Below are 19,643 nucleotides of genomic sequence, written 5' to 3' on the forward strand. Positions count from 1 at the left end.
CTTTTTGATAGAATTTGCCGCCCTACTTTCTGTTCGAGATCGTCATGAACTATCAATGCCCTCTATGCCACCAAGCTCTAGCGTTAAATGAAAAAACGTTTAAGTGCGAAAACAATCATCAGTTTGACTTAGCAAAAGAAGGCTACGTTAACTTGATGCCAGCGCACCACAAACGTTCTAAAGATCCTGGTGACAACAAAGAGATGATGCAAGCTCGTCGTCGATTCCTTGAAGGAGATTACTACAACCCAATGCGCCAAGAAGTGGCGCAGCTGTGTGCAACATACACTGAGGGGAGCACCCATCAATTATTAGATATTGGTTGTGGTGAAGGTTACTACACAGATCAAGTACAAAAGACGATAGAAACACAAGCGAACCATGCCACGATTTATGGCTTAGACATTTCCAAAGTTGCCATTCGTTACGCGGCGAAGCGTTACACGCACTGCAACTTTAGTGTGGCTTCTAGTCACCGACTTCCCTTCGCAAATGAATCCTTAGATGCCATTTTGCGCATTTATGCCCCGTGTAAAGCTGAGGAGCTGCAGCGCGTTGTAAAAAACGACGGCGTTGTTGTCACGGTTACTCCTGCTAGCCGCCACTTATACCAACTGCGTGAGCGCATTTATCAAGAAGTTCGTCTTCACAATGAAGAACCAGAACATATTGAAGGGTTTGAATTAGAGCACCAGCAGCATCTTAACTATGTTATGGACTTGAAAAACGGAGCCGCAATCGATTTATTGCAAATGACGCCATTCGCATGGAAAGCAACCGATGCTCTTCGTGAAGAGTTGAAATCCGCTACACTTTTCCAATGTGAGGCTGATTTTATGTTGCGTGTATATCGCAAAAAAACACTCAATTAATAAGTCAAAAAAACAACAAACGCAAATAGTTATCATTTATATTGATTCATTGCTCAGCCTCCATTAATATCATCCGGACATTTTTGGAGGCTTTTCAATGCGCTTTTCTACTACTTTGAGCTTGCTCTTTGCAGGCTTACTTACTGGTTGCTCTTCATATACGCACACCGACTCTCACGCAACCTCAGCGGAAGTCACTAGTTTTTACGACTACCAACTATACACCCCTTCTGGCGAGCACATCGCTCTAAGCAAACTGCCAATTGAGCTGCAACAAGCAGATGTCATTCTTATTGGTGAATGGCACACACACGCCGGCGTTCATCGCTTTCAAACCGATATGCTCAAACAACTTACGTCCTACGACCGCTCACTCGCGTTATCTATGGAACAATTTACCCGCGACAAACAACCTGTTGTTGACGCTTACCTACGTGGGGAGATCGGCGAACAGTACTTAATGAAACAAGCCAACGCTTGGCCCAATTATGAAAGCGACTATCGCCCTCTCGTGGAGTTTGCTAAGCAGAAAAATCTCCCGGTCATTGCAGCAAATGCACCAAAGAGCATTGTCCGATGCATTGGTCGACAAGGGCTAGATTACATTAACAAGCTCGATGATGATCAGCGGATGTTCATTGCACAAGCCATCAACACTGGTAGTAGTCCGTACAAAGAAAAGTTCATGGCATCCATGCATCACGGTAAGCCAGAGCAGACGGAAAAACAGTTTGCAGCTCAAGTTACTTGGGATGAAACTATGGCGGAATCTATCGTTAGCTACCTAGACGACAACCCAGGCGCTCAGGTTGTCCATGTTGCAGGCAAGTTTCACACCGAGCAAGGGTTGGGTACGGCAGCATCAATCTTAAGCCGCAACCCGAGCTTAAAAGTGGTTGTAATTAGCCCAACAGATAACGTGCTTTCTGATAATACTGACTATCAGTTAGAGGTTCTCGCACCACCAGTACGGTATGTACAAGATGCTCACCGCATGGCGGCATATCAACATCTAACTAAACGCAATAACGATCTTCAATGTAAGTAGCTGCTCTTCAATTTAAGTTACTACCTTGCCGTTGCGTTGCATCATCACACCGCTCCGAGTTCATCGAGTGACAAGGGTCTGCTTCCTGCTGGTCTATTTTTTGCTAATGATCACCAATAGAAACTAGAAGCGGCAAAAGCAGACCTGTTTTTATCCAAATAGCTTCAGAAATAAACTTTGCCGCCGATAAAAATATAACTGCTTTTTACCCGCACTCAGTGACCGAGTGTCGATGTTCCAAGGAGTATTCGATGAATCCAGTAGGAAGCACTTCTGTTAATAGCTATGCCAAACAATCTGTCGCCTCTAAACAAGCAAGTATTGCACAAGAAGAAACTAGTGCTTCGCCGCTGAAAGTCGAACACAATAAGGTGACGCTTTCGACCGAAGGCAAAGCGCTACTTGCCGCTCTGCAACAAATCGAGCACGACAGCAAGAAAATAGAAGCAGAAGATAAATCTGTTGGTGAAAAGGTCGAATCTTTCACGCATGGTGCGCTTGGCATGGATCACCCCGATAAAATCGAGAAAGAAGAGGATGGCTCATATTCTGCGGGTCAATACCTTTCTGCGGCACTTACCGTTGGTGGCATCATACTGGCATTAGTCTGATAACCAGTCTGATAATCGTCACGACAACAAATCCTATTTGAACCAAACACTTACTGCAGCCCATAATTTAATAGGCCAAAGAACGATATGATGCAAACGTAAGTGAATTCGACCGCTCTTGTGGCCCGATAATACATGCTCGTTTATTGCTCCCTAAACTAGGTTTCTTGTGAAGGCACTGAATGGATAACTTTAGTCCATGCTTTCAACTCCTAAGCGTAATCCAAGCCCACGTTTGTGGGCTTTCTTCTTTCCAAACTAACGAACGTTACAGAGCGACTCATTTTTTCTGCAAAACCAAACAAAAACGACAATTTGGTTAAACTTTTATTACCGACACAAAACCTTCATAAATCATTGCTTTAATGCCTGCGCTTTCAATAAACAAGGAAAATATAATGAAGCGCTTAGTATCTCCAATCGTTACGGCAGTGGCTGCATCTACCCTCTCTTTCAACGCACTCTCAGCTGAAATCAAAAACGTCATTTTGATGATCGGCGACGGCATGGGTCCTCAACAAGTTGGTTTACTCGAGACCTACGCAAAACACGCACCTAACTCGGTTTACAAAGGCGAAAGCACAGCGTTATACAAACTCGCTCAAGAAGGTGTGATTGGATCATCACTGACCAATCCAGAAGACGCAATTGTCGTCGACTCTGCGTGCTCAGCTACGATGCTAGCGACAGGAATCCCTACCGCTTCTGAAGTCATTGGCATTGATAGCCAAGGCAACCATGTCGAAACTATTTTGGAAAAAGCCAAAAGTAAAGGTAAAGCAACAGGGCTCGTCTCTGATACGCGTATGACCCACGCAACGCCAGCAGCATTTGCCGCTCATCAACCACATCGCTCCCTAGAAAACAGTATTGCGGCGGATATGCTCGAAACAGGCGTAGACGTGATGATGTCTGGGGGACTTCGTCATTGGATTCCAAAGTCGACAAACGACAAGGGAGAGACATACGAGCAACTTGAAAAGCTCACTGAAGGTAATGTCTACCTAAAGTCGAAACGTAAAGATGAGCGCAACTTGCTTACTGAGGCGCAAGACCAAGGTTACAACCTGGCTTTCAGCCGCGATATGCTCACACAAGCTAAAGGTGACAAATTACTTGGACTTTTTGCTTACTCGGGCATGAACGATGGTATTGCCTACAGTCAAAGCAAAAACGATCCAAAACGCACGCAGCCATCGCTGAAAGAAATGACCACCAAAGCAATCGACATTCTTTCAAAAGACAAAGACGGTTTTTTCTTGATGGTTGAAGGCGGCCAAATTGACTGGGCTGGCCACAGTAACGATGCAGGTACGATGCTGCATGAAATGCTTAAATTCGATGAAGCGGTAAACTCAGTTTATGAGTGGGCAAAAGGCCGTGATGACACCCTGATCATTGTTACTGCTGACCACGAAACCGGCTCTTTTGGCTTTAGCTACTCATCAGCAAACTTGCCTAAACCACAAAAACGCGACGGCGAAGCATTCAAAAATCAGGATTACGCGCCAAACTTCAACTTTGGTCAGTTCGAGATCCTCGATGGTTTATACAACCAAAAGAAAAGTTACTACGGCATGATCAGTGAGTTCCAAGCGCTTGATAAGAAAGAGCAAACTCCAGAGAAGTTTGCGGAAGTCGTGAACGCAAATAGCGATTTTTCGATTACGCCTGAGCAAGCAGAACGCGTATTAGCAAGTAAACCAAATCCATACCGACTCGCTGGACACAAATACTTAAGCGAAGAGAACGTACCGGCAATCAATGACTTTGATGCTTTCTTTCCTTACAACGACCGTGGCAACTTGCTAGCGCGTGAGCATGCAACAAAGCAAAACACAGTATGGGGGACGGGTACTCATACGCATACTCCTGTCAACGTATTTGCTTGGGGACCTGCAGAAACTATCCTTCCAGTATCAAAAATCATGCACCACTCGCAACTAGGCGAGTACTTGAAGCAACAAATTAAATAATCAACTTGCACTTACTTCACAACTCGTGATGTTTCAACGCTCTCGCAAGGGAGCGTTTTTTTATGCATGAAAACAGTTGACGTTTTAAATCGTACACCACAATAATTATGGGTCTTTCATTATATGAATAAAGAAAATGTGCGAAATCTTTGCTAAGCAACCCCAAGACAACTATCAGTTCATCACCCGCTCTATCCGTATTGATGGTCACGCGACCAGTGTAAAACTTGAAGCGAGCTTTTGGACAATTCTTGAGGAAATCGCTAGTGCTCAAAACATGACGGTTCCTAAATTCATAAGCACTGTTTATCAAGAAGCACTCGAATACAATGGTGAAGTGAACAACTTTGCCTCCTTACTTCGATGCGCTTGCCTCACTTACGCCCGCCAACCTCAAGAGACCACTCGTCAAGCACTTGCGCAACTTAACAGTTAATAGCAACCAACCGACCAATAACCATCCTAGGCTATGCATCCGTATTATAAACCCTTGAGCATCTTCTAATTTGTCGTACTAGAGTACTACCCAGACTCCTTTTGAAATCGCTAACCTGTGCGGACTATCAAGGAGTACCTATGACAAAAATGATTCACACCATGATCCGAGTAAGTGATCTGGACCGCTCTCTACAATTTTACTGTGACGTACTTGAACTAGAAGTCGCTGATCAATACATCTTTGATGGCTTTTCTCTAACCTATCTAGCCAACCAAGAAACTGGCTTTGAATTGGAACTGACGCACAATCACGACCAAAGTGAGCCCTACACTCACGGCTCAGGTTACGGCCACCTTGCCGTCAGCGTGGAGGACATTGAACAAGCCCACAAACGCATTAAATCTCTCGGCATTGAAACTGGTGACATCAAAGCCTTTGACCATCAACAAAAGCATTTAGCAACGTTCTTTTTTGTAACCGACCCTGATGGTTACAAAATTGAGTTCCTGCAACGCCAAGGGCGTTACCTATAACAAAAAGAGTAAACATTATGATTCACTTGACGGCTACCTTTCATGCACAACCGGGAAAAGAACAAGAGTTGAAAGAGGTACTTACCCGAGCGCTTGAACCTACTCGCAATGAAGAAGGTTGCGTTCGTTATCAATTGTTCCAAGATAAAGACAATACATGCCACTTCGTTTTTCAGGAGCAATTTAAAAACCAACAAGCATTTGAGCTTCATGGTAAAACAGAACACTTTGCTCTTTTGATTAGCCAGATCGACAACTTGTTAGAATGCGAGCCGAAACTGGTGTTCTTTAACGAACTGTAACTATGGCGCTAACCGAAGATCAAAAAGGGCACTCTACCTAGAGTGCCTTTCACTTGTTGGGACCTGTGATTAGGCGTCTTGCTTCTCCACCATATGCAAATGCACATCTTGTTGTGGGAAAGGAATCGAAATACCTTCTCGGTCGAAGCGTAGTTTCACCTCTTTTGTCACATCCCAGTATACATCCCAGTAATCATCCGTTTTTACCCAAGGACGCACAATAAAATCTACAGAAGACGTATTTAATGTATGAACTTTGATCATTGGCTCTGGAGTGCGAAGTACCGAAGGGTGAGAGGTAATGATATCAGACAATACTGACTCCGCTTTTAAGAGGTCATCCGCATAGCCAATGCCAAACACCATATCCACGCGGCGAATGCGTTCATGCGTGACGTTCTTAATAACATCTCCCCAGATTTTGCTGTTAGGAACAATAATAATTTGGTTATCAAACGTACGGATTGTGGTGTTCACCAAACTCATATGGCTTACCTTGCCATCCACACCGCCAGCATACACAAAATCACCAACATCAAATGGGCGATAAATAAGCAGCATCATACCCGCCGCGAAGTTGGATAACGTGTCTTGCAACGCGAAACCAATAATCACACCAGCAATACCGAAACCGGTTAGGATTGGCGCTAGGTTCAAACCAAGCTGAGATAAGCCCACCATGATACCGATCACCCACACGAATTTGCCGGACATCGAGATAAAGAAGTCCTGCATCAAGTGGGAAAGTTTTAAGTTTTTCGATGCAACTGCTTTACGGACGACTTTGCGAGTTAACTTAGCCAGTCCGCGAGCGATCAATAAAATCAGCGCAAAAACAAACAACTGGAAGATATGCTGCGGTGCATTCTCGGCAAACCAATCCAGTGCCGAGTTGGACCAGTGACTCAGTATTGACCACACAACTTTGGTATTCAGTAAATCATGGGTGATATTACCCGTCACTTCAAAAATTTGGCGTTTGTATTCAGACGTTTCTAAACCGACTTTATCACCAATTGAAATCAGGTTGCGTAAGCTTTCTGTCGCAATATTTAGCCTTTGTTTAGTAATGAGCTGACTAAGTTGCAACGACGCTTTTTCCGACTCTGGGCTAGACGAAAGTTGGGAGCCAATGATCTCACTTTGCTGACTCAAGTACTCAATTGAAGCAGACAGTAAGCGCATACGTTTATCAATTTTATCTTTTAGTTCCGCTTCTGCGCGCTCGTTTTGGGCCCCTAGCTCCTTCAACCAAGCGAGATTTTGCCAGCTCGAATCGAAGCTAACATCAAGATAACGCTGTAGCTCTCGATAATCATTAACAAGAGCAAGCTTCTCTTCATCCTTAGCCTTATTTAAATCCTCGACGACTTTCTTTATTTTTTCCGATAGATAGTTCGTCGCATCCTCAGAGTATTGTTCTTGTTTTTTAACTAGCAAGATCAGCTTGTCGCGAGAGATAGTTTCACGTTCAATCGCTGACGCTAACTGGCTTCTTAATTCTTCATTCTTTTGGAATAGTTGCAGTTGAAGGGCATCACGCTCGTCGCCACTCGCTTGCGAGAGGCTTTGGGATAAATCCACAATCTCTCGGTTCAAGTTGTCAATCGAGATTTCGGCAGCAGAAGGCTCTTGGATATCGTCAGTAGCAGTCGCATGAACAGCCATTGGGGAGAACATAATGACGGCAAGTGCGAATAATGTCACCCAAGATGTCAGGCGCAGTTTCTGGGGGAAATGAAACGTCATGTTTACCTCATAGGGAACAATCCTGATCAAAACAATCAGGAATAGAAGTGTAAAGCGTTGAAATCATACTCCTAAGTTTACAACACTAAATAATAAACTGAGCAGCATTTCGTTAGCGAGACGTCAAAGTTGGGAGCCCCAATAGCAAACAAGCCTTTCATTTAATCAATGAAAGGCTTGTTTGTATTCGACTAAGGACGGTTGGGATGATTTAAAATATGGTCTTCCCAATCCACCACATCAATCTCGTAAACAACTTTGTTACGGACACTTTCCCCTGCCGCATGCATTGCGGACTTAGAGCCGGTAATCAACGGATGCCATTCTGGTAAAGGCTGCTTTTCAGCCAACAGACGGTAAGCGCACGTGTGTGGCAGCCAAGTAAAATCGTCGATGTCTTCTCGGGTCAGCTTGGTGCACTCTTCACCCGAAGTGAAACGGTTTGGGTAATCCTTACATGAACACGTTTTACTGTTCAGCCAGCTACAAGCCACATTGGTATAGTAGATTTCATCGGTATCTTCATCCATAAGCTTATGCAAACAACATTTGCCACAACCATCACAGAGAGATTCCCATTCCTCTTCTGTCATCTGCTCTAACGATTTACTTTGCCAAAATGGAGTGCTCATACTTCAGGTCTCACCAAGGGAATTTAGGGGGCGATTTATACTCTTCTCAACGCAAAAGTTCAAGTTTTGAGAAGATCTTGCATCCTTCCCACATAACGGTGGAGATATTCAACTACTTTCGTTTTACTGTTCTATCCTTAAACAAGTTTCCATTACTCAATTGATCAAGAAGGCATTAAGGAGTTTTCATGGGTATTATTTCTTGGATTATTTTGGGCTTAATCGCCGGCGCACTTGCTAAATGGCTCATGCCAGGAAAAGATGGGGGCGGTTGGATTGCAACAATGTTACTTGGTATTGCAGGGGCATTTGTAGGTGGCTTCCTTGGCGGCATTCTCGGTTTCGGCGGAGCAACTGGCGTCAACATTGGTAGTATCATTACCGCAACACTAGGCGCATTTATTCTGTTGTTTGTTTATAACCGTTTCTTAAAATAATCACGATGATTTAAAAGCAAAAAACCAAAAAGGGAGCGTAATGTTAAGCGCGCCCTTTTATTTTTTCTTTCTTCACTCTTCCAATCCACGTCAAAATGACCATAATTGCCCCCTTAATTTTTAAGAGGTTTACATTATGGATTGTCGATTAGGATGTGGAGCGTGCTGTATTGCGCCAAGTATCTCTTCACCAATACCTGGAATGCCAAAGGGCAAACCTGCAGGTGTTCGTTGTGTGCAACTCAACGACGACAATTTGTGCAAGCTATTTGGTAAGCCTGAACGCCCCAAAGTCTGTCACGATTTTAAACCGTGTCCGATTGTATGCGGTAACACCAATCAAGAAGCACTCGACAACATCACTGAATTAGAACAATTGACGTAATGCGACTCTAGACCACACGTTTAAAGTTAGTACCTCGGTTGTTTCTCTCCGAGGCAGTAATCAAAGCAAACTCGAGATTTAGCACTTCCCCCCTCTGCTTTTTATCTCACCTTTGAGAACTCTTGCCACATAGCGTTCCATTTGCGGTTTTTGCGCGATCTCCCTCACAATTTATTGACAATTCTCGACTATGTTCAGCGGGTCATTTAATTAAAGATCAGGAAAGAACATGAATAAGTATTTGGCTGAGGCTTTTGGCACGTTCTGGCTAGTGTTAGGCGGCTGTGGTAGCGCGGTGTTGGCTGCGGGTTTCCCTGAAGTGGGTATTGGTCTGTTGGGCGTTTCTTTGGCATTCGGTTTAACCGTTCTGACGATGGCATTTGCTATCGGTCATATTTCAGGTTGTCACTTGAACCCTGCAGTGACAGTTGGCCTTTGGGCTGGCGGTCGTTTTGAGACAAAAGACGTTACGCCTTACATCATCTCACAAGTGATCGGCGGGCTTATCGCAGGTGGCGTGCTTTACGTTATTGCATCTGGACAAGCAGGATTCGATGTTGTGGGTTCTGGCTTTGCCGCCAATGGTTATGGTGAACACTCTCCAGGCCAATACTCGATGATCGCTGCACTTGTGACTGAAGTTGTCATGACGATGATGTTCCTGATTGTCATTATGGGTGCAACAGACAAACGTGCGCCACAAGGCTTTGCACCTATCGCAATTGGCCTGTGTTTGACTCTCATTCACCTGATCAGCATTCCTGTCACCAATACGTCAGTAAACCCTGCTCGTAGCACGGCAGTCGCAGTATATGTGGGTGAATGGGCGGTTTCTCAGCTATGGCTGTTCTGGATTGCTCCTATTGTGGGTGGCGTGCTTGGTGCGGTTATCTACAAAAACCTTCTTGGTAAAGAATCGAACGATTAATCGTTCCTAACTCCCAAAATCAAAAAAGCCGCTGAATTCAGCGGCTTTTTATTAAATTCTGTGTCGACCTAATAGCGAATGTGACAACGTCGTGCCATCAACAAGCTCTAGCTCCCCACCGACAGGCACACCATGCGCGATGCGGCTGGCATCAACTTGGTGCTCTTTACATAGCTCTGCGATGTAGTGGGCAGTGGCTTCACCTTCAACTGTTGGGTTTGTCGCCAAAATCACTTCGGTAATATCACCGCGACGTAAGCGGTAATCAAGGACATCCAATCCAATATCACTTGGACCAATACCATCTAATGGCGACAAATGCCCCATAAGAACAAAATACCGACCAGAATATTGGCCTGTTGCTTCAACGGCTGCGATGTCTGCCGGGCTTTCTACCACACAAATTTGACCATTTTCTTGGCGTTTTAGGTTGGTACAAATGTGACAGACTTCTTCTTCGGTGAAGGTTCGACACTCAGTACAATGACCTATTTCTGTCATTGCCTGACTAAGCGCATCTGCAAGCTGCAAACCGCCTTTTCTATCGCGCTGTAACAAATGAAAGGCCATACGCTGCGCTGACTTGGGGCCAACCCCAGGTAGACAACGTAAGGCCTCCATCAATTGCTCCAGCATATGACTGGTACGCATTAAAAGTCCGCTTAATTAAATATCAGCAGATTAGAATGGCATTTTCATGCCTGGTGGTAGTTGCATACCGCCAGTTACAGAAGCCATTTTCTCTTTTTGAGTTTCTTCAACACGACGGGCTGCATCGTTGAACGCCGCAGCGATCAGATCTTCAAGCATTTCTTTGTCGTCTTCCATCAAACTTTCATCGATGTCAACACGACGTACGCTGTGACTACCAGTGATAGTAACTTTAACTAGGCCAGCACCAGACTCGCCAGTTACTTCCATATTCGCGATTTCTTCTTGAAGCTTTTGCATGCGATCTTGCATTTGCTGGGCTTGCTTCATTAGGTTGCCCATACCGCCTTTACCAAACATGTTTATCTCTCTGGTTTAATGAGGTGTTGCATCAATTAATGGGGTTATACCTTTGGGTTTTCAACCCCATTCCATTCGATTATTAGATAGGGCGCACACTATCTTTATCAAGCTCTGCAGCAAAACGGCGTTCAATAAATTGAACATTTGGATCGTTTTCTAAACTGTTCAGCGCTTGCTGTAATTTCTCTTGGTAGAGCCTATCTCTCAGTTCAAGTGGTGTTTCTCCACTCTCCCCTATTTCGATGCTCATGTGGCACTCTTCACCCAACACGGTATTAAGTGCTTTAAGCAATTCGGCTTGAGCTCTATCAGTATTCAAATGAGCTTGGCTGCTTCTCAATAGTAACGAAACGGTTGTTCCTTCCTTACTATAATGAGAGTTTAGCGCAAGTTGCTCTACCAGCTTAGGGATCTCCATTAAGCTGATTAGCTTCGCCCATTCATTATGTTCTAATGACTCATCGATGAGCTTTTGTGCCATTTCAGGCGTTTTCTCATGCTCAAGTGCCTGCTTGAGCTGCGTAGGTGTCAGTTTTGTATTTACTTTTGTCTCAACAGGCTTGCTTGGACGCCAGCGATACGCTTCCTCAACTTGTGGCTCCGTCGACTTCGGAGCTGAGTTTGGCGACACCTGCGCGGAATTGCCATGCAATTGCGCTACTCGGTCGATAACCGATTCTGGTTGTGCAGATGCCGCTTTAGGCTTTTTTGAGCCACCATTTTGAGGAGTGTTCTGTTGTAGGCCTTGACGCTGAGAACGTAATTGGTGACGCAAACCGCTTAGACCGCCGCGCGCTGGTGTTGAAACGCTCTCTTGCACTTGTTGAGGTGGCGTTTCATGTTGCGGCGCTGGGTTTTCGCTCATCGGCGGCGCCATATCATACTGTGGTGGAACCGTCTCATATCCACTCGCTTGATACTCAGGTTGCGAACTGGATGAAGGTTGAGGCGCCGCTTGTGGTGTGCTTTGTGCTGGACTCGGCTGCTGAGCTCGAGGAGCCGCGGCTGTCTGAGCTGGCGCAGCCTTTGGTTGACTGGTACTTTGAGCCGGAGATGACGCTGGCTCGCAGTTACTAGAAACAACATTTGCCCCACTGTTATTTGATGGGCGGAACGCCATCATACGCAGCACAATCATTTCCAAACCGACTCGCCCATTTGGCGAGAGGGTCAAATCTTCACGACCTTTCAATGCAATTTGATAGTAAAGCTGAACGTCTTGCGGGCTTAGAGCTTTACTCAACAGCTCAATTTTCTCTGCATCTGGTTGGGCTCGGTCTAACGATGCGGGCAACGCTTGATACATCGCAATTCGGTGTAACTGTGTTGCGACTTGCTGCAACAAACCATCCCACTCGACACCATTTGCTGCTAATTGCTGGATTTTATCCATGGCTTGTTGAGGTTGCTTGCTGCTGATTGACTCTAGTAAGTGAATCGCTTGGTCGGTATCAATCGTCCCCAACATGTGGCTGACAATATCGGTTTGCACCGCACCGTTACCTAAAGCAATTGCTTGATCAGTCAAGCTAAGAGCATCACGCATACTGCCATCTGCAGCATGTGAGATCATACCCAACGCTTTTGGCTCTGCTGAAACTTGCTCTTGACCTAGGATGTAATCAAGTTGCTGGTGAATATCATCAACGCTGATTGGTTTCAGATGAAACTGAAGACAACGCGACAATATAGTGACAGGCAGCTTTTGTGGATCAGTTGTTGCGAGTAAGAACTTCACATACTCTGGCGGCTCTTCCAGGGTTTTCAACAACGCATTGAAAGAGTGACGCGATAGCATGTGCACCTCATCGATGAGGTACACTTTAAAACGTCCACGAGCAGGTTTGTATTGAACGTTGTCTAACAGTTCACGAGTGTCTTCAACTTTAGTACGTGATGCTGCGTCGATTTCAAGAAGATCGACAAAGCGACCTTCATCAATTTCACGACAAGTATCACACTTACCACAAGGTGTCGCGGTAATGCCGGTTTCGCAGTTCAAGCCTTTGGCAAACAGCCTACCGATACTCGTTTTACCCACACCACGAGTCCCGCTGAACAGATAAGCATGGTGTAAACGGTTTTGCGCCAGTGCGTTTTCCAACGCCGTCAGGACATGTTTTTGTCCGACAACTTGGTCAAACTGATTAGGACGCCATTTTCGCGCTAAAGCTAAATAACTCATTGAATGTATTAATGTCCTTCAAAATCGCAGATGCTGTACACGTTTAGACCTAGTGCTTCTAAACGTTTATCGCCACCGATTTCTGGTAGGTTGATAACGAAGGCAGCGTGCTCAACTTCACCACCCAGTTGGCGAATCAGCTTAGTCGTCGCTTCAATAGTACCGCCCGTTGCCAATAAATCGTCGACAACCAGTACTTTGTCGCCTTCAACGATGGCATCTGTATGGATTTCTAGTGTATCAACGCCGTATTCAAGCTCATAAGATTGAGCAACAGTAGGGCGTGGTAGCTTGCCTGGTTTACGCACTGGTACAAAACCAACACCTAGCTCAAGCGCTAAAGGCGCGCCAAATAGAAAGCCACGAGCTTCCGTACCCACAACCTTGGTAAAGCCCATATCTTTGTAACGTTCAACAAGTAAGTTGATCGTCGCTTGGTATGCTTTCGCGTCTTCAAGAAGGCTCGTCACATCACGAAATAGAATGCCTGGCTTTGGGTAGTCTTGGATGCTTTTGATGCTAGATTTGATCAGTGAAATTGTTTCTGTAGTCATAATACCGATTTACTTAGATTGGCTCATCGCCCTCTCTAATCGCAGTATCACGAGGGCAACGAACAATAGGTTTTCACCACTATGTGCTTATTTTCGTAAAAGTCACAGGCGCTGAAAATACAAACGCCCACTCGAAGAGCGGGCACACTATTCTCTACAATCTTAGTGATTTTCTTCTCGGTCAGCAACCAACTCAATCACAGGCAGACGCATAAACCAGCTGAGTAAAACGATTAGCATCACTAAAAGACCAATTTTTACCCAAACGAGGGGGACAACAACGATTGAAACCATGAAACTAAGCGCAATAAAAATCGCACCACGCTTTTTTACTTTTGAAGTAACAGCCCGATGCTTATGCCAATTGTCGAGAATGGGTCCAAACGTTTTGTGGTTATGTAACCATTGATGAAATGCGGGGCTACCACGCATAAAACATGCGCTAGCAAGCAAAATAAAAGGTGTGGTGGGTAAAAGTGGAAGGGCTATGCCGGCTATGCCGAGCACAATACAGAGTCCACCAACAGTATTGAAAAAGTAACGCTTAATACGAATGGTGAACTCCGGTACAAAATAGCTAGATTAAAAGCCTGCGTAACCATTCATTACACGAAGCCAGGTTAGCGTTGCAGGAAGTGTTGGGATCAAAAGAACTGCAATAAAACCTAAAAAGTAAAAAATATTATAAGGCTCTTTAAAATCTTTGTCTGCCATGATGTGTCTTCTCACTAGTTGACTTTGCTTCTCCCAAGGCACAGCGTTAAATTATCGTTGCACAAATGGGTCATTATTGTTTTAAGCGCTGACTATACATTAAACAGCCAAATCTAAACACCAGTAAAAAGTAAGGTTATTGAACTAAACGTATGTTGTTTTGGTGGTTCTAAAAAGATAATAAGCAGCGTCAGGACGCTGCTTATTGGTTTGCAAGTCATAATTATACTAGTCGGGATTTCCGGGTAATACTTAAACTAAAACTTGAAGAACCTAAACACCCGATGGACAACTGTCCTGCAACACTAAGCGGTAAATCGCGGGTGATGAAGTTTTTCATACTTCCTCCCCCTAAACGGTTACCTGCTGCGATGTGTTGATTCGTATTTCCGTCAGACCAATGGCTATCTAAACCCGCAGGCAATATAGAGACCGAGGATGAAGCGAGGTCGGCGACACCAAACACAGCATTGACTGCACCCGCACACTCCGAACACTCAATTCCTTTTTCAATGATCCCTACCATGTCCTTGAGATCAGCACTGAAACTTTTCAAGTTACGGAGATAATCGTCAAACAATGCCCTAACGAGCAATGTCGTCGCAACTCCATCATTAGCTTGGGAAGCAGAATCAACGAGATAAAACGCAAATTGACCATTCATTAACCAACGATAATCGAAAACCAAGGGCATCACATCCGTCGATTGCAATAAACGGTATGAGCAGCGCCAATCTCCCTGAGCAGCATCCTTCTCTGGCAATAGAGCTTGCAGTAAATCTCTTGCCGCACTCGGATTCTGTTGTAAATATTCCAGATGCCAATACAGCTCTTGTTCATCTGGGATTTCACCACCATCATCAACCCTGAACCACTGACTTGAAAAGTCACGTTGTTCTGAGAAGTGGCTATCGGTATCTTCTAGCGTATTCTCTATCGCCTGAGATAGGTGCTCATAATTACCTATCGGTTTAGGAAGAAAATCTTTAATACCAAATCGCAACGCTTTCGCGACATCGGACATTTCATCCGTGCCTGATACCACGATAAGCGGCATATATGGATATTCGAGACTAACTTCTTCGACGAACTCGATACCATCTAAGACCGGCATCGATAAATCACATAAGATAAGATCGGGTTGGCATTCCCTGAGTTGTTGAAGCGCTTCTAGGCCGTTTTCTGCTTCTACTACTTTAAAACCCTGACTTTCTAAATAGGCATTGGTTACTTTACGAAATATTGGATCATCGTCCACCAACATTATTAGTTTTTGATTAATCACTTCCTGTGCCGAGACCATTGCCGTTTGACTGTGAGTCTTAAACATACCTTTATCCCTCACAAAGCTCAGTCAAAAAAACAGATTTATTATTAAGTCATTATTTTTGTTGTGTTTACTTCCAGCAAAACGTGTCACAGCAAGACCTGAGGCCGCTTCGCCTTGTTATAAAACTTAGCTCGGAAACTGCATTAATACAAATATTACGGCGTATAACAGTATTTACTCAAACAGGGTTGCTGTGTTCAAATGATGCAACATGTTGACTTAAAGCAAGCTTTGATCACAAAGTTAATTATAAATTAACCGTAATCGGTAATTTAATGTGTCTGGAAATATGAAATTAGATGACTTAAACCTGTTTCGACTGGTTGTCGAAAATGGGAGCTACACCGCAACTTCGCGAAAAACCATGATCCCGGTTGCGACCATCACCCGACGCATTCAAGCGCTAGAAGACTCTGTCAATCTTCGACTATTGAACCGTCATGCTCGCAAACTCTCGCTCACTGAAGCAGGGGAACGTTTTTACCATGAGTGCTCTCCTTTACTACAAAGGCTAACAACCGCAGCAGAGGAAATCACTGACGACTGCCGAGGAGCATCCGGCAAGATTAAGATATCCGCGCCTTACAACTTAACTAAACGAATGATGATGCCGATGTTCAACAGCTTTATGAAGCAGTACCCGGACATCAACATTGAGCTAACGACAGAGAATAATGCGGACAAGCTTGACCCTACTGAATGGGATGTAATTTTTCGAGTGGGACCGCAACGCGACTCTAGCCTCATCGCGCGTAAGATTGGCGAAGTGAAGGATATTCTCGTTGCAAGCCCTGACTATCTAACCTCGAATCCTGCGCCACACCATGCAGAAGAGCTATCTAACCATTCATTGCTAAAAGGGTACCCACTTATTAAGTGGACCTTGATTAATAGCAAAGGCGAGTCTGTGGTGAATGTTGATCGTGGTCGTTTTCAAGCAAACGCGCTCAATGTGGTGCGCAGCGCTTGTTCCGAAGGTTTAGGCATCACACTAATGCCAGATGTAATGATCAAAGAGTACATCGAGAGCGGCGATTTGGTACGCGTACTGCCAGATTGGAGTGCAAACCCGCGCGACATTTATATGCTTTACAACCACAAAGACCACCTGCCAGAGAAAGTTCGCCTCTTTATTGACTTTGTGATCGCTTATAACATTCACTAACTAGATAGCGAAAACAAAAAACCAGAGCCGAAGCTCTGGTTTTTTTACGACTTAAGAAAGCGCATCCTATGCGCCTTCGTTATGAAGCTCTAGGTTTGCTAAATCCTGTTGGATTTCAAGTTGTGTTTTCGCATCATCATTACGAAGACCATCTAAGAAATCTAGGTATTGTTGGTCGATATCACCCGTTACGTATTCGCCGTTAAACACGGAAGTATCGAACTGAGTAATGTCTTGGTTTCCAAGACCTACAGCCTCTACCAAATCTTCTAGACGTTGATAAATAAGCGCATCGGCACCAATCTGCTTACAAATTGTATCGTTGTCACGGCCATGGGCAATAAGCTCTGTAGCACTTGGCATATCAATGCCGTATACGTTCGGGAAACGAACTTCAGGAGCCGCTGAGACCATGTACACTTTCTTGGCACCAGAATCACGAGCCATCTCAATAATCTGCTCTGACGTTGTACCTCGAACAATAGAGTCATCCACCAGCAACACATTCTTACCTTTGAATTCCGAACGAATAGCATTCAACTTGCGACGTACTGATTTCTTACGTTGTTGCTGGCCAGGCATGATAAACGTACGTCCAACATAACGGTTTTTCACGAAACCCTGGCGATAAGGGATATCGATCGCTTGAGCGATTTGCAGTGCAATGTCGCAAGACGTTTCAGGGATAGGAATGACAACATCGATATCAAGGTTTGCGTAATCTTCACGAATACGTTCGCCCAGCTTTTTACCCATTTCAACGCGAGCGCTGTATACCGAAATTTTATCGATGAACGAATCCGGACGAGCAAAGTACACGAACTCGAAAATACAAGGGTTAAGCTTAGGATTATCTGCACACTGCTTCGTGTAAAGCTCACCGTCAAACGTTGCGTAAATCGCTTCACCAGGTGCAACATCACGGACGAAATCAAAACCGACCGCATCCAATGCCACCGATTCAGACGCAACCATGTACTCTGCTCTGCCGTTAACTTCACGCTTACCTAAACACAGCGGGCGAATACCGTGTGGGTCACGAAATGCAATCATACCATGACCAATGATCATGGCGGTCACAGCATAAGCACCGCGAATTGTGCGATGAACATTGGTGACTGCGCGGAATACGTCTTCGGTCGTGACATTTCCTTTTACTGAGTCAATTTCGTGCGCCAGTACATTTAGTAATACTTCAGAGTCTGAAGTGGTATTGATATGACGGCGATCTTTTTCAAACAGCTTCTGACGAACTTCGTTAGCGTTGGTCAAGTTACCGTTGTGGGCAAGTGTAATACCGAAAGGAGAGTTTACGTAGAAAGGTTGAGCTTCTGAAGCACTTGAACTGCCTGCTGTAGGGTAACGAACATGACCAATTCCGACCTCGCCTTGCAGGCGCTGCATGTGTCTTGCTTCAAATACATCCTTGACTAAACCGTTCGCCTTACGCAGACGAAAACGATTGCTTTCTATGGTACAAATACCAGCGGCATCTTGGCCACGATGCTGTAACACCGTTAACGCGTCATAAATAGACTGGTTTACAGGCGTTGTGCCCACGATTCCAACAATACCACACATGTCCTAATCCTCGATTTGCGACAGTAGCTGGCACTACTAGATAGTGCCAGACAGAAAACTTGATGTTGCTTGTAAATGCTCGAAGAATGGGGCGATGATACGGCTGAACTCAGGGATCAACTGTGAATCTTTCCACCAATCCGAGCTTGGGAATGCAGTAAACGCATCCATAAAAAACAGCACCGCAGAAACAATTAAGACTCCGCGTAGACCACCAAATACAATCCCGAGAATTCGGTCCGTACCTGATAGCCCTGTTTTTTGTACCAGTTGACCAATGACGTAATTCACCACTGCACCAACTACCAAGGTTGCGACAAATAACGCCGCAATCGCCGCTCCGTTACGAAACATATCATCTTCGATGTTGGTGAAGTACACCGCCAATTTGGCATAGTAATTACTGGAGATAAAAAACGCTCCGAACCAAATCACCAAAGACAAAGCTTCTTTAGCAAAACCGCGAACTAAACTGATCAGAGCTGAAAATCCGATCACACCTAAAATGATAAAATCTATCCAATTCATCTTTTCTTCATCTTAAGTTGGCGCGCATTTTAACAGAAAAAATGCTGACGCAAACGTTTTCTTATGGATTTAATGGCTTAAATTTAAGCAATTGACCTTTTGAACCTGTAATTTTTTGTAATTCTTGAACTTGTCGTTCAAGTTTACTTTTTGACACATCAGGGCCAACAATCACTCTCGTAAACTCGTTTTCTTTCTTTGTGTGAGCTTGATAACCACGCTTTTGCAAATCCGCGACAAGCGCGACAGCATTTTCGTGATTCTTAAGTGCCATCAACTGAATGATCCAAGCTGAATCTTCATATTGATTTTTCTCTTGAACAGGACGAGTGACGACCTCAACTTGCTCTGGTTGTTTGATGACCTCAGGTTTAGATGTTGGCGCTGGCTCGGGCTCAGAAACGGCTACTTGAGCATCCTCACGTTCTTGCACTACAGCTTCAACCGGAGAATCCGGTAACGTAATGTCGTCTTCCACTGGCTCTAATATTTCGAAGTTTTCCACATCACTATCAAGTTCTGGTTTGATAGGAATACTGGCAAATTCTTCTTTGTAGTGCAGTTTCTTACCATCTAGCACATCGGGAAGAACAATGACTCCGACTGCGACTAGAATGATGGTGCCGACTAAACGACTTTGGAATTTACTTGCCATCAAAA

The 19,643-nt window shown here is 44.6% G+C and carries 23 protein-coding genes; 11 read left to right on the plus strand and 12 right to left on the minus strand.

Annotated elements, in window-relative coordinates:
- Nucleotides 1–44: 44 nt before the first annotated feature.
- The 7 genes from rlmA (at nt 45) to N646_RS06100 (ending at nt 5,781) form a co-directional block, all read left to right on the plus strand.
- Nucleotides 45–872 (plus strand): 23S rRNA (guanine(745)-N(1))-methyltransferase, encoded by an 828-nt coding sequence (gene rlmA / locus N646_RS06070; protein ID WP_005380691.1) that lies wholly within the window; start codon nt 45–47, stop codon nt 870–872.
- 97 nt (nt 873–969) lie between these two features.
- Nucleotides 970–1,920 (plus strand): ChaN family lipoprotein, encoded by a 951-nt coding sequence (locus N646_RS06075; RefSeq protein ID WP_017820790.1) that lies wholly within the window; start codon nt 970–972, stop codon nt 1,918–1,920.
- Nucleotides 1,921–2,171: 251 nt separating this feature from the next.
- A complete protein-coding gene (locus N646_RS06080; protein ID WP_005380688.1) occupies nt 2,172–2,531 on the plus strand; it encodes a hypothetical protein in 360 nt (119 codons plus the stop codon).
- Between the two features lie 398 nt (nt 2,532–2,929).
- Complete coding sequence (locus N646_RS06085) at nt 2,930–4,507, plus strand: alkaline phosphatase (RefSeq protein ID WP_017820791.1); 1,578 nt, start codon at nt 2,930–2,932, stop codon at nt 4,505–4,507.
- A 136-nt stretch (nt 4,508–4,643) separates the two neighbouring features.
- Nucleotides 4,644–4,943 (plus strand): ribbon-helix-helix domain-containing protein, encoded by a 300-nt coding sequence (locus N646_RS06090; protein ID WP_005384938.1) that lies wholly within the window; start codon nt 4,644–4,646, stop codon nt 4,941–4,943.
- A 140-nt stretch (nt 4,944–5,083) separates the two neighbouring features.
- Nucleotides 5,084–5,479, plus strand: coding sequence for a VOC family protein (locus tag N646_RS06095; protein WP_005380685.1), 396 nt, complete (start codon nt 5,084–5,086; stop codon nt 5,477–5,479).
- Nucleotides 5,480–5,496: 17 nt separating this feature from the next.
- A complete protein-coding gene (locus N646_RS06100) occupies nt 5,497–5,781 on the plus strand; it encodes a putative quinol monooxygenase (RefSeq protein ID WP_005384942.1) in 285 nt (94 codons plus the stop codon).
- Nucleotides 5,782–5,850: 69 nt separating this feature from the next.
- On the opposite strand, the gene N646_RS06105 is transcribed toward N646_RS06100, so the two are convergent.
- Together N646_RS06105 and N646_RS06110 are read right to left on the minus strand one after the other, a co-directional pair.
- Nucleotides 5,851–7,530 carry a mechanosensitive ion channel family protein gene (locus N646_RS06105; RefSeq protein ID WP_005380681.1) on the minus strand — a complete coding sequence of 560 codons (1,680 nt, stop codon included), beginning with the start codon at nt 7,528–7,530 and terminating at the stop codon, nt 5,851–5,853.
- A 191-nt stretch (nt 7,531–7,721) separates the two neighbouring features.
- Entirely contained in the window at nt 7,722–8,162 is a 441-nt protein-coding gene (locus N646_RS06110) for a YcgN family cysteine cluster protein (RefSeq protein ID WP_005384948.1), read from the minus strand.
- A 188-nt stretch (nt 8,163–8,350) separates the two neighbouring features.
- Between N646_RS06110 and N646_RS06115 the strand changes: the two genes are divergently transcribed.
- The 3 genes from N646_RS06115 to aqpZ all read left to right on the plus strand — a co-directional run bounded on the left by N646_RS06115 (nt 8,351) and on the right by aqpZ (nt 9,912).
- A complete protein-coding gene (locus N646_RS06115; RefSeq protein ID WP_005380625.1) occupies nt 8,351–8,599 on the plus strand; it encodes a GlsB/YeaQ/YmgE family stress response membrane protein in 249 nt (82 codons plus the stop codon).
- Nucleotides 8,600–8,735: 136 nt separating this feature from the next.
- Complete coding sequence (locus N646_RS06120; RefSeq protein ID WP_017820793.1) at nt 8,736–8,984, plus strand: YkgJ family cysteine cluster protein; 249 nt, start codon at nt 8,736–8,738, stop codon at nt 8,982–8,984.
- A 229-nt stretch (nt 8,985–9,213) separates the two neighbouring features.
- The gene (aqpZ, locus tag N646_RS06125) at nt 9,214–9,912 is read left to right on the plus strand and encodes an aquaporin Z (RefSeq protein ID WP_017820794.1); all 699 of its coding nucleotides are present in this window, start codon (nt 9,214–9,216) and stop codon (nt 9,910–9,912) included.
- Nucleotides 9,913–9,963: 51 nt separating this feature from the next.
- On the opposite strand, the gene recR is transcribed toward aqpZ, so the two are convergent.
- The 7 genes from recR to N646_RS06160 all read right to left on the minus strand — a co-directional run bounded on the left by recR (nt 9,964) and on the right by N646_RS06160 (nt 15,709).
- Nucleotides 9,964–10,563 (minus strand): recombination mediator RecR, encoded by a 600-nt coding sequence (gene recR, locus N646_RS06130; protein WP_017820795.1) that lies wholly within the window; start codon nt 10,561–10,563, stop codon nt 9,964–9,966.
- A 30-nt stretch (nt 10,564–10,593) separates the two neighbouring features.
- The gene (locus tag N646_RS06135; RefSeq protein ID WP_005380618.1) at nt 10,594–10,923 is read right to left on the minus strand and encodes a YbaB/EbfC family nucleoid-associated protein; all 330 of its coding nucleotides are present in this window, start codon (nt 10,921–10,923) and stop codon (nt 10,594–10,596) included.
- A gap of 82 nt (nt 10,924–11,005) precedes the next feature.
- Nucleotides 11,006–13,111 carry a DNA polymerase III subunit gamma/tau gene (gene dnaX, locus N646_RS06140; RefSeq protein ID WP_017820796.1) on the minus strand — a complete coding sequence of 702 codons (2,106 nt, stop codon included), beginning with the start codon at nt 13,109–13,111 and terminating at the stop codon, nt 11,006–11,008.
- An 8-nt stretch (nt 13,112–13,119) separates the two neighbouring features.
- A complete protein-coding gene (gene apt / locus N646_RS06145) occupies nt 13,120–13,665 on the minus strand; it encodes an adenine phosphoribosyltransferase (protein ID WP_005380615.1) in 546 nt (181 codons plus the stop codon).
- A gap of 162 nt (nt 13,666–13,827) precedes the next feature.
- A complete protein-coding gene (locus N646_RS06150) occupies nt 13,828–14,175 on the minus strand; it encodes a YbaN family protein (protein WP_025767186.1) in 348 nt (115 codons plus the stop codon).
- 72 nt (nt 14,176–14,247) lie between these two features.
- Nucleotides 14,248–14,379, minus strand: a complete 132-nt coding sequence (locus N646_RS25055; RefSeq protein ID WP_005380608.1) for a hypothetical protein — start codon at nt 14,377–14,379, stop codon at nt 14,248–14,250.
- A gap of 223 nt (nt 14,380–14,602) precedes the next feature.
- On the minus strand, nt 14,603–15,709 hold the full coding sequence (locus tag N646_RS06160) for a response regulator (protein WP_005380606.1): 1,107 nt from the start codon (nt 15,707–15,709) through the stop codon (nt 14,603–14,605).
- 289 nt (nt 15,710–15,998) lie between these two features.
- Here N646_RS06160 and N646_RS06165 point away from each other — a divergent pair, with 289 nt between their 5' ends.
- The gene (locus N646_RS06165) at nt 15,999–16,874 is read left to right on the plus strand and encodes a LysR family transcriptional regulator (RefSeq protein WP_005384959.1); all 876 of its coding nucleotides are present in this window, start codon (nt 15,999–16,001) and stop codon (nt 16,872–16,874) included.
- A gap of 66 nt (nt 16,875–16,940) precedes the next feature.
- Here the strand turns inward: N646_RS06165 and purF are convergent, their stop codons facing one another.
- The 3 genes from purF to N646_RS06180 form a co-directional block, all read right to left on the minus strand.
- Nucleotides 16,941–18,455, minus strand: coding sequence for an amidophosphoribosyltransferase (purF, locus tag N646_RS06170; RefSeq protein ID WP_005380592.1), 1,515 nt, complete (start codon nt 18,453–18,455; stop codon nt 16,941–16,943).
- Between the two features lie 36 nt (nt 18,456–18,491).
- A complete protein-coding gene (locus N646_RS06175) occupies nt 18,492–18,983 on the minus strand; it encodes a CvpA family protein (RefSeq protein ID WP_005380590.1) in 492 nt (163 codons plus the stop codon).
- A 61-nt stretch (nt 18,984–19,044) separates the two neighbouring features.
- Nucleotides 19,045–19,638 (minus strand): SPOR domain-containing protein, encoded by a 594-nt coding sequence (locus N646_RS06180; RefSeq protein ID WP_017820797.1) that lies wholly within the window; start codon nt 19,636–19,638, stop codon nt 19,045–19,047.
- Between the last annotated feature and the right edge of the window lie 5 nt (nt 19,639–19,643).

Source organism: Vibrio alginolyticus NBRC 15630 = ATCC 17749 (genome assembly GCF_000354175.2).
Taxonomy (GTDB): Bacteria; Pseudomonadota; Gammaproteobacteria; order Enterobacterales; family Vibrionaceae; genus Vibrio; species Vibrio alginolyticus.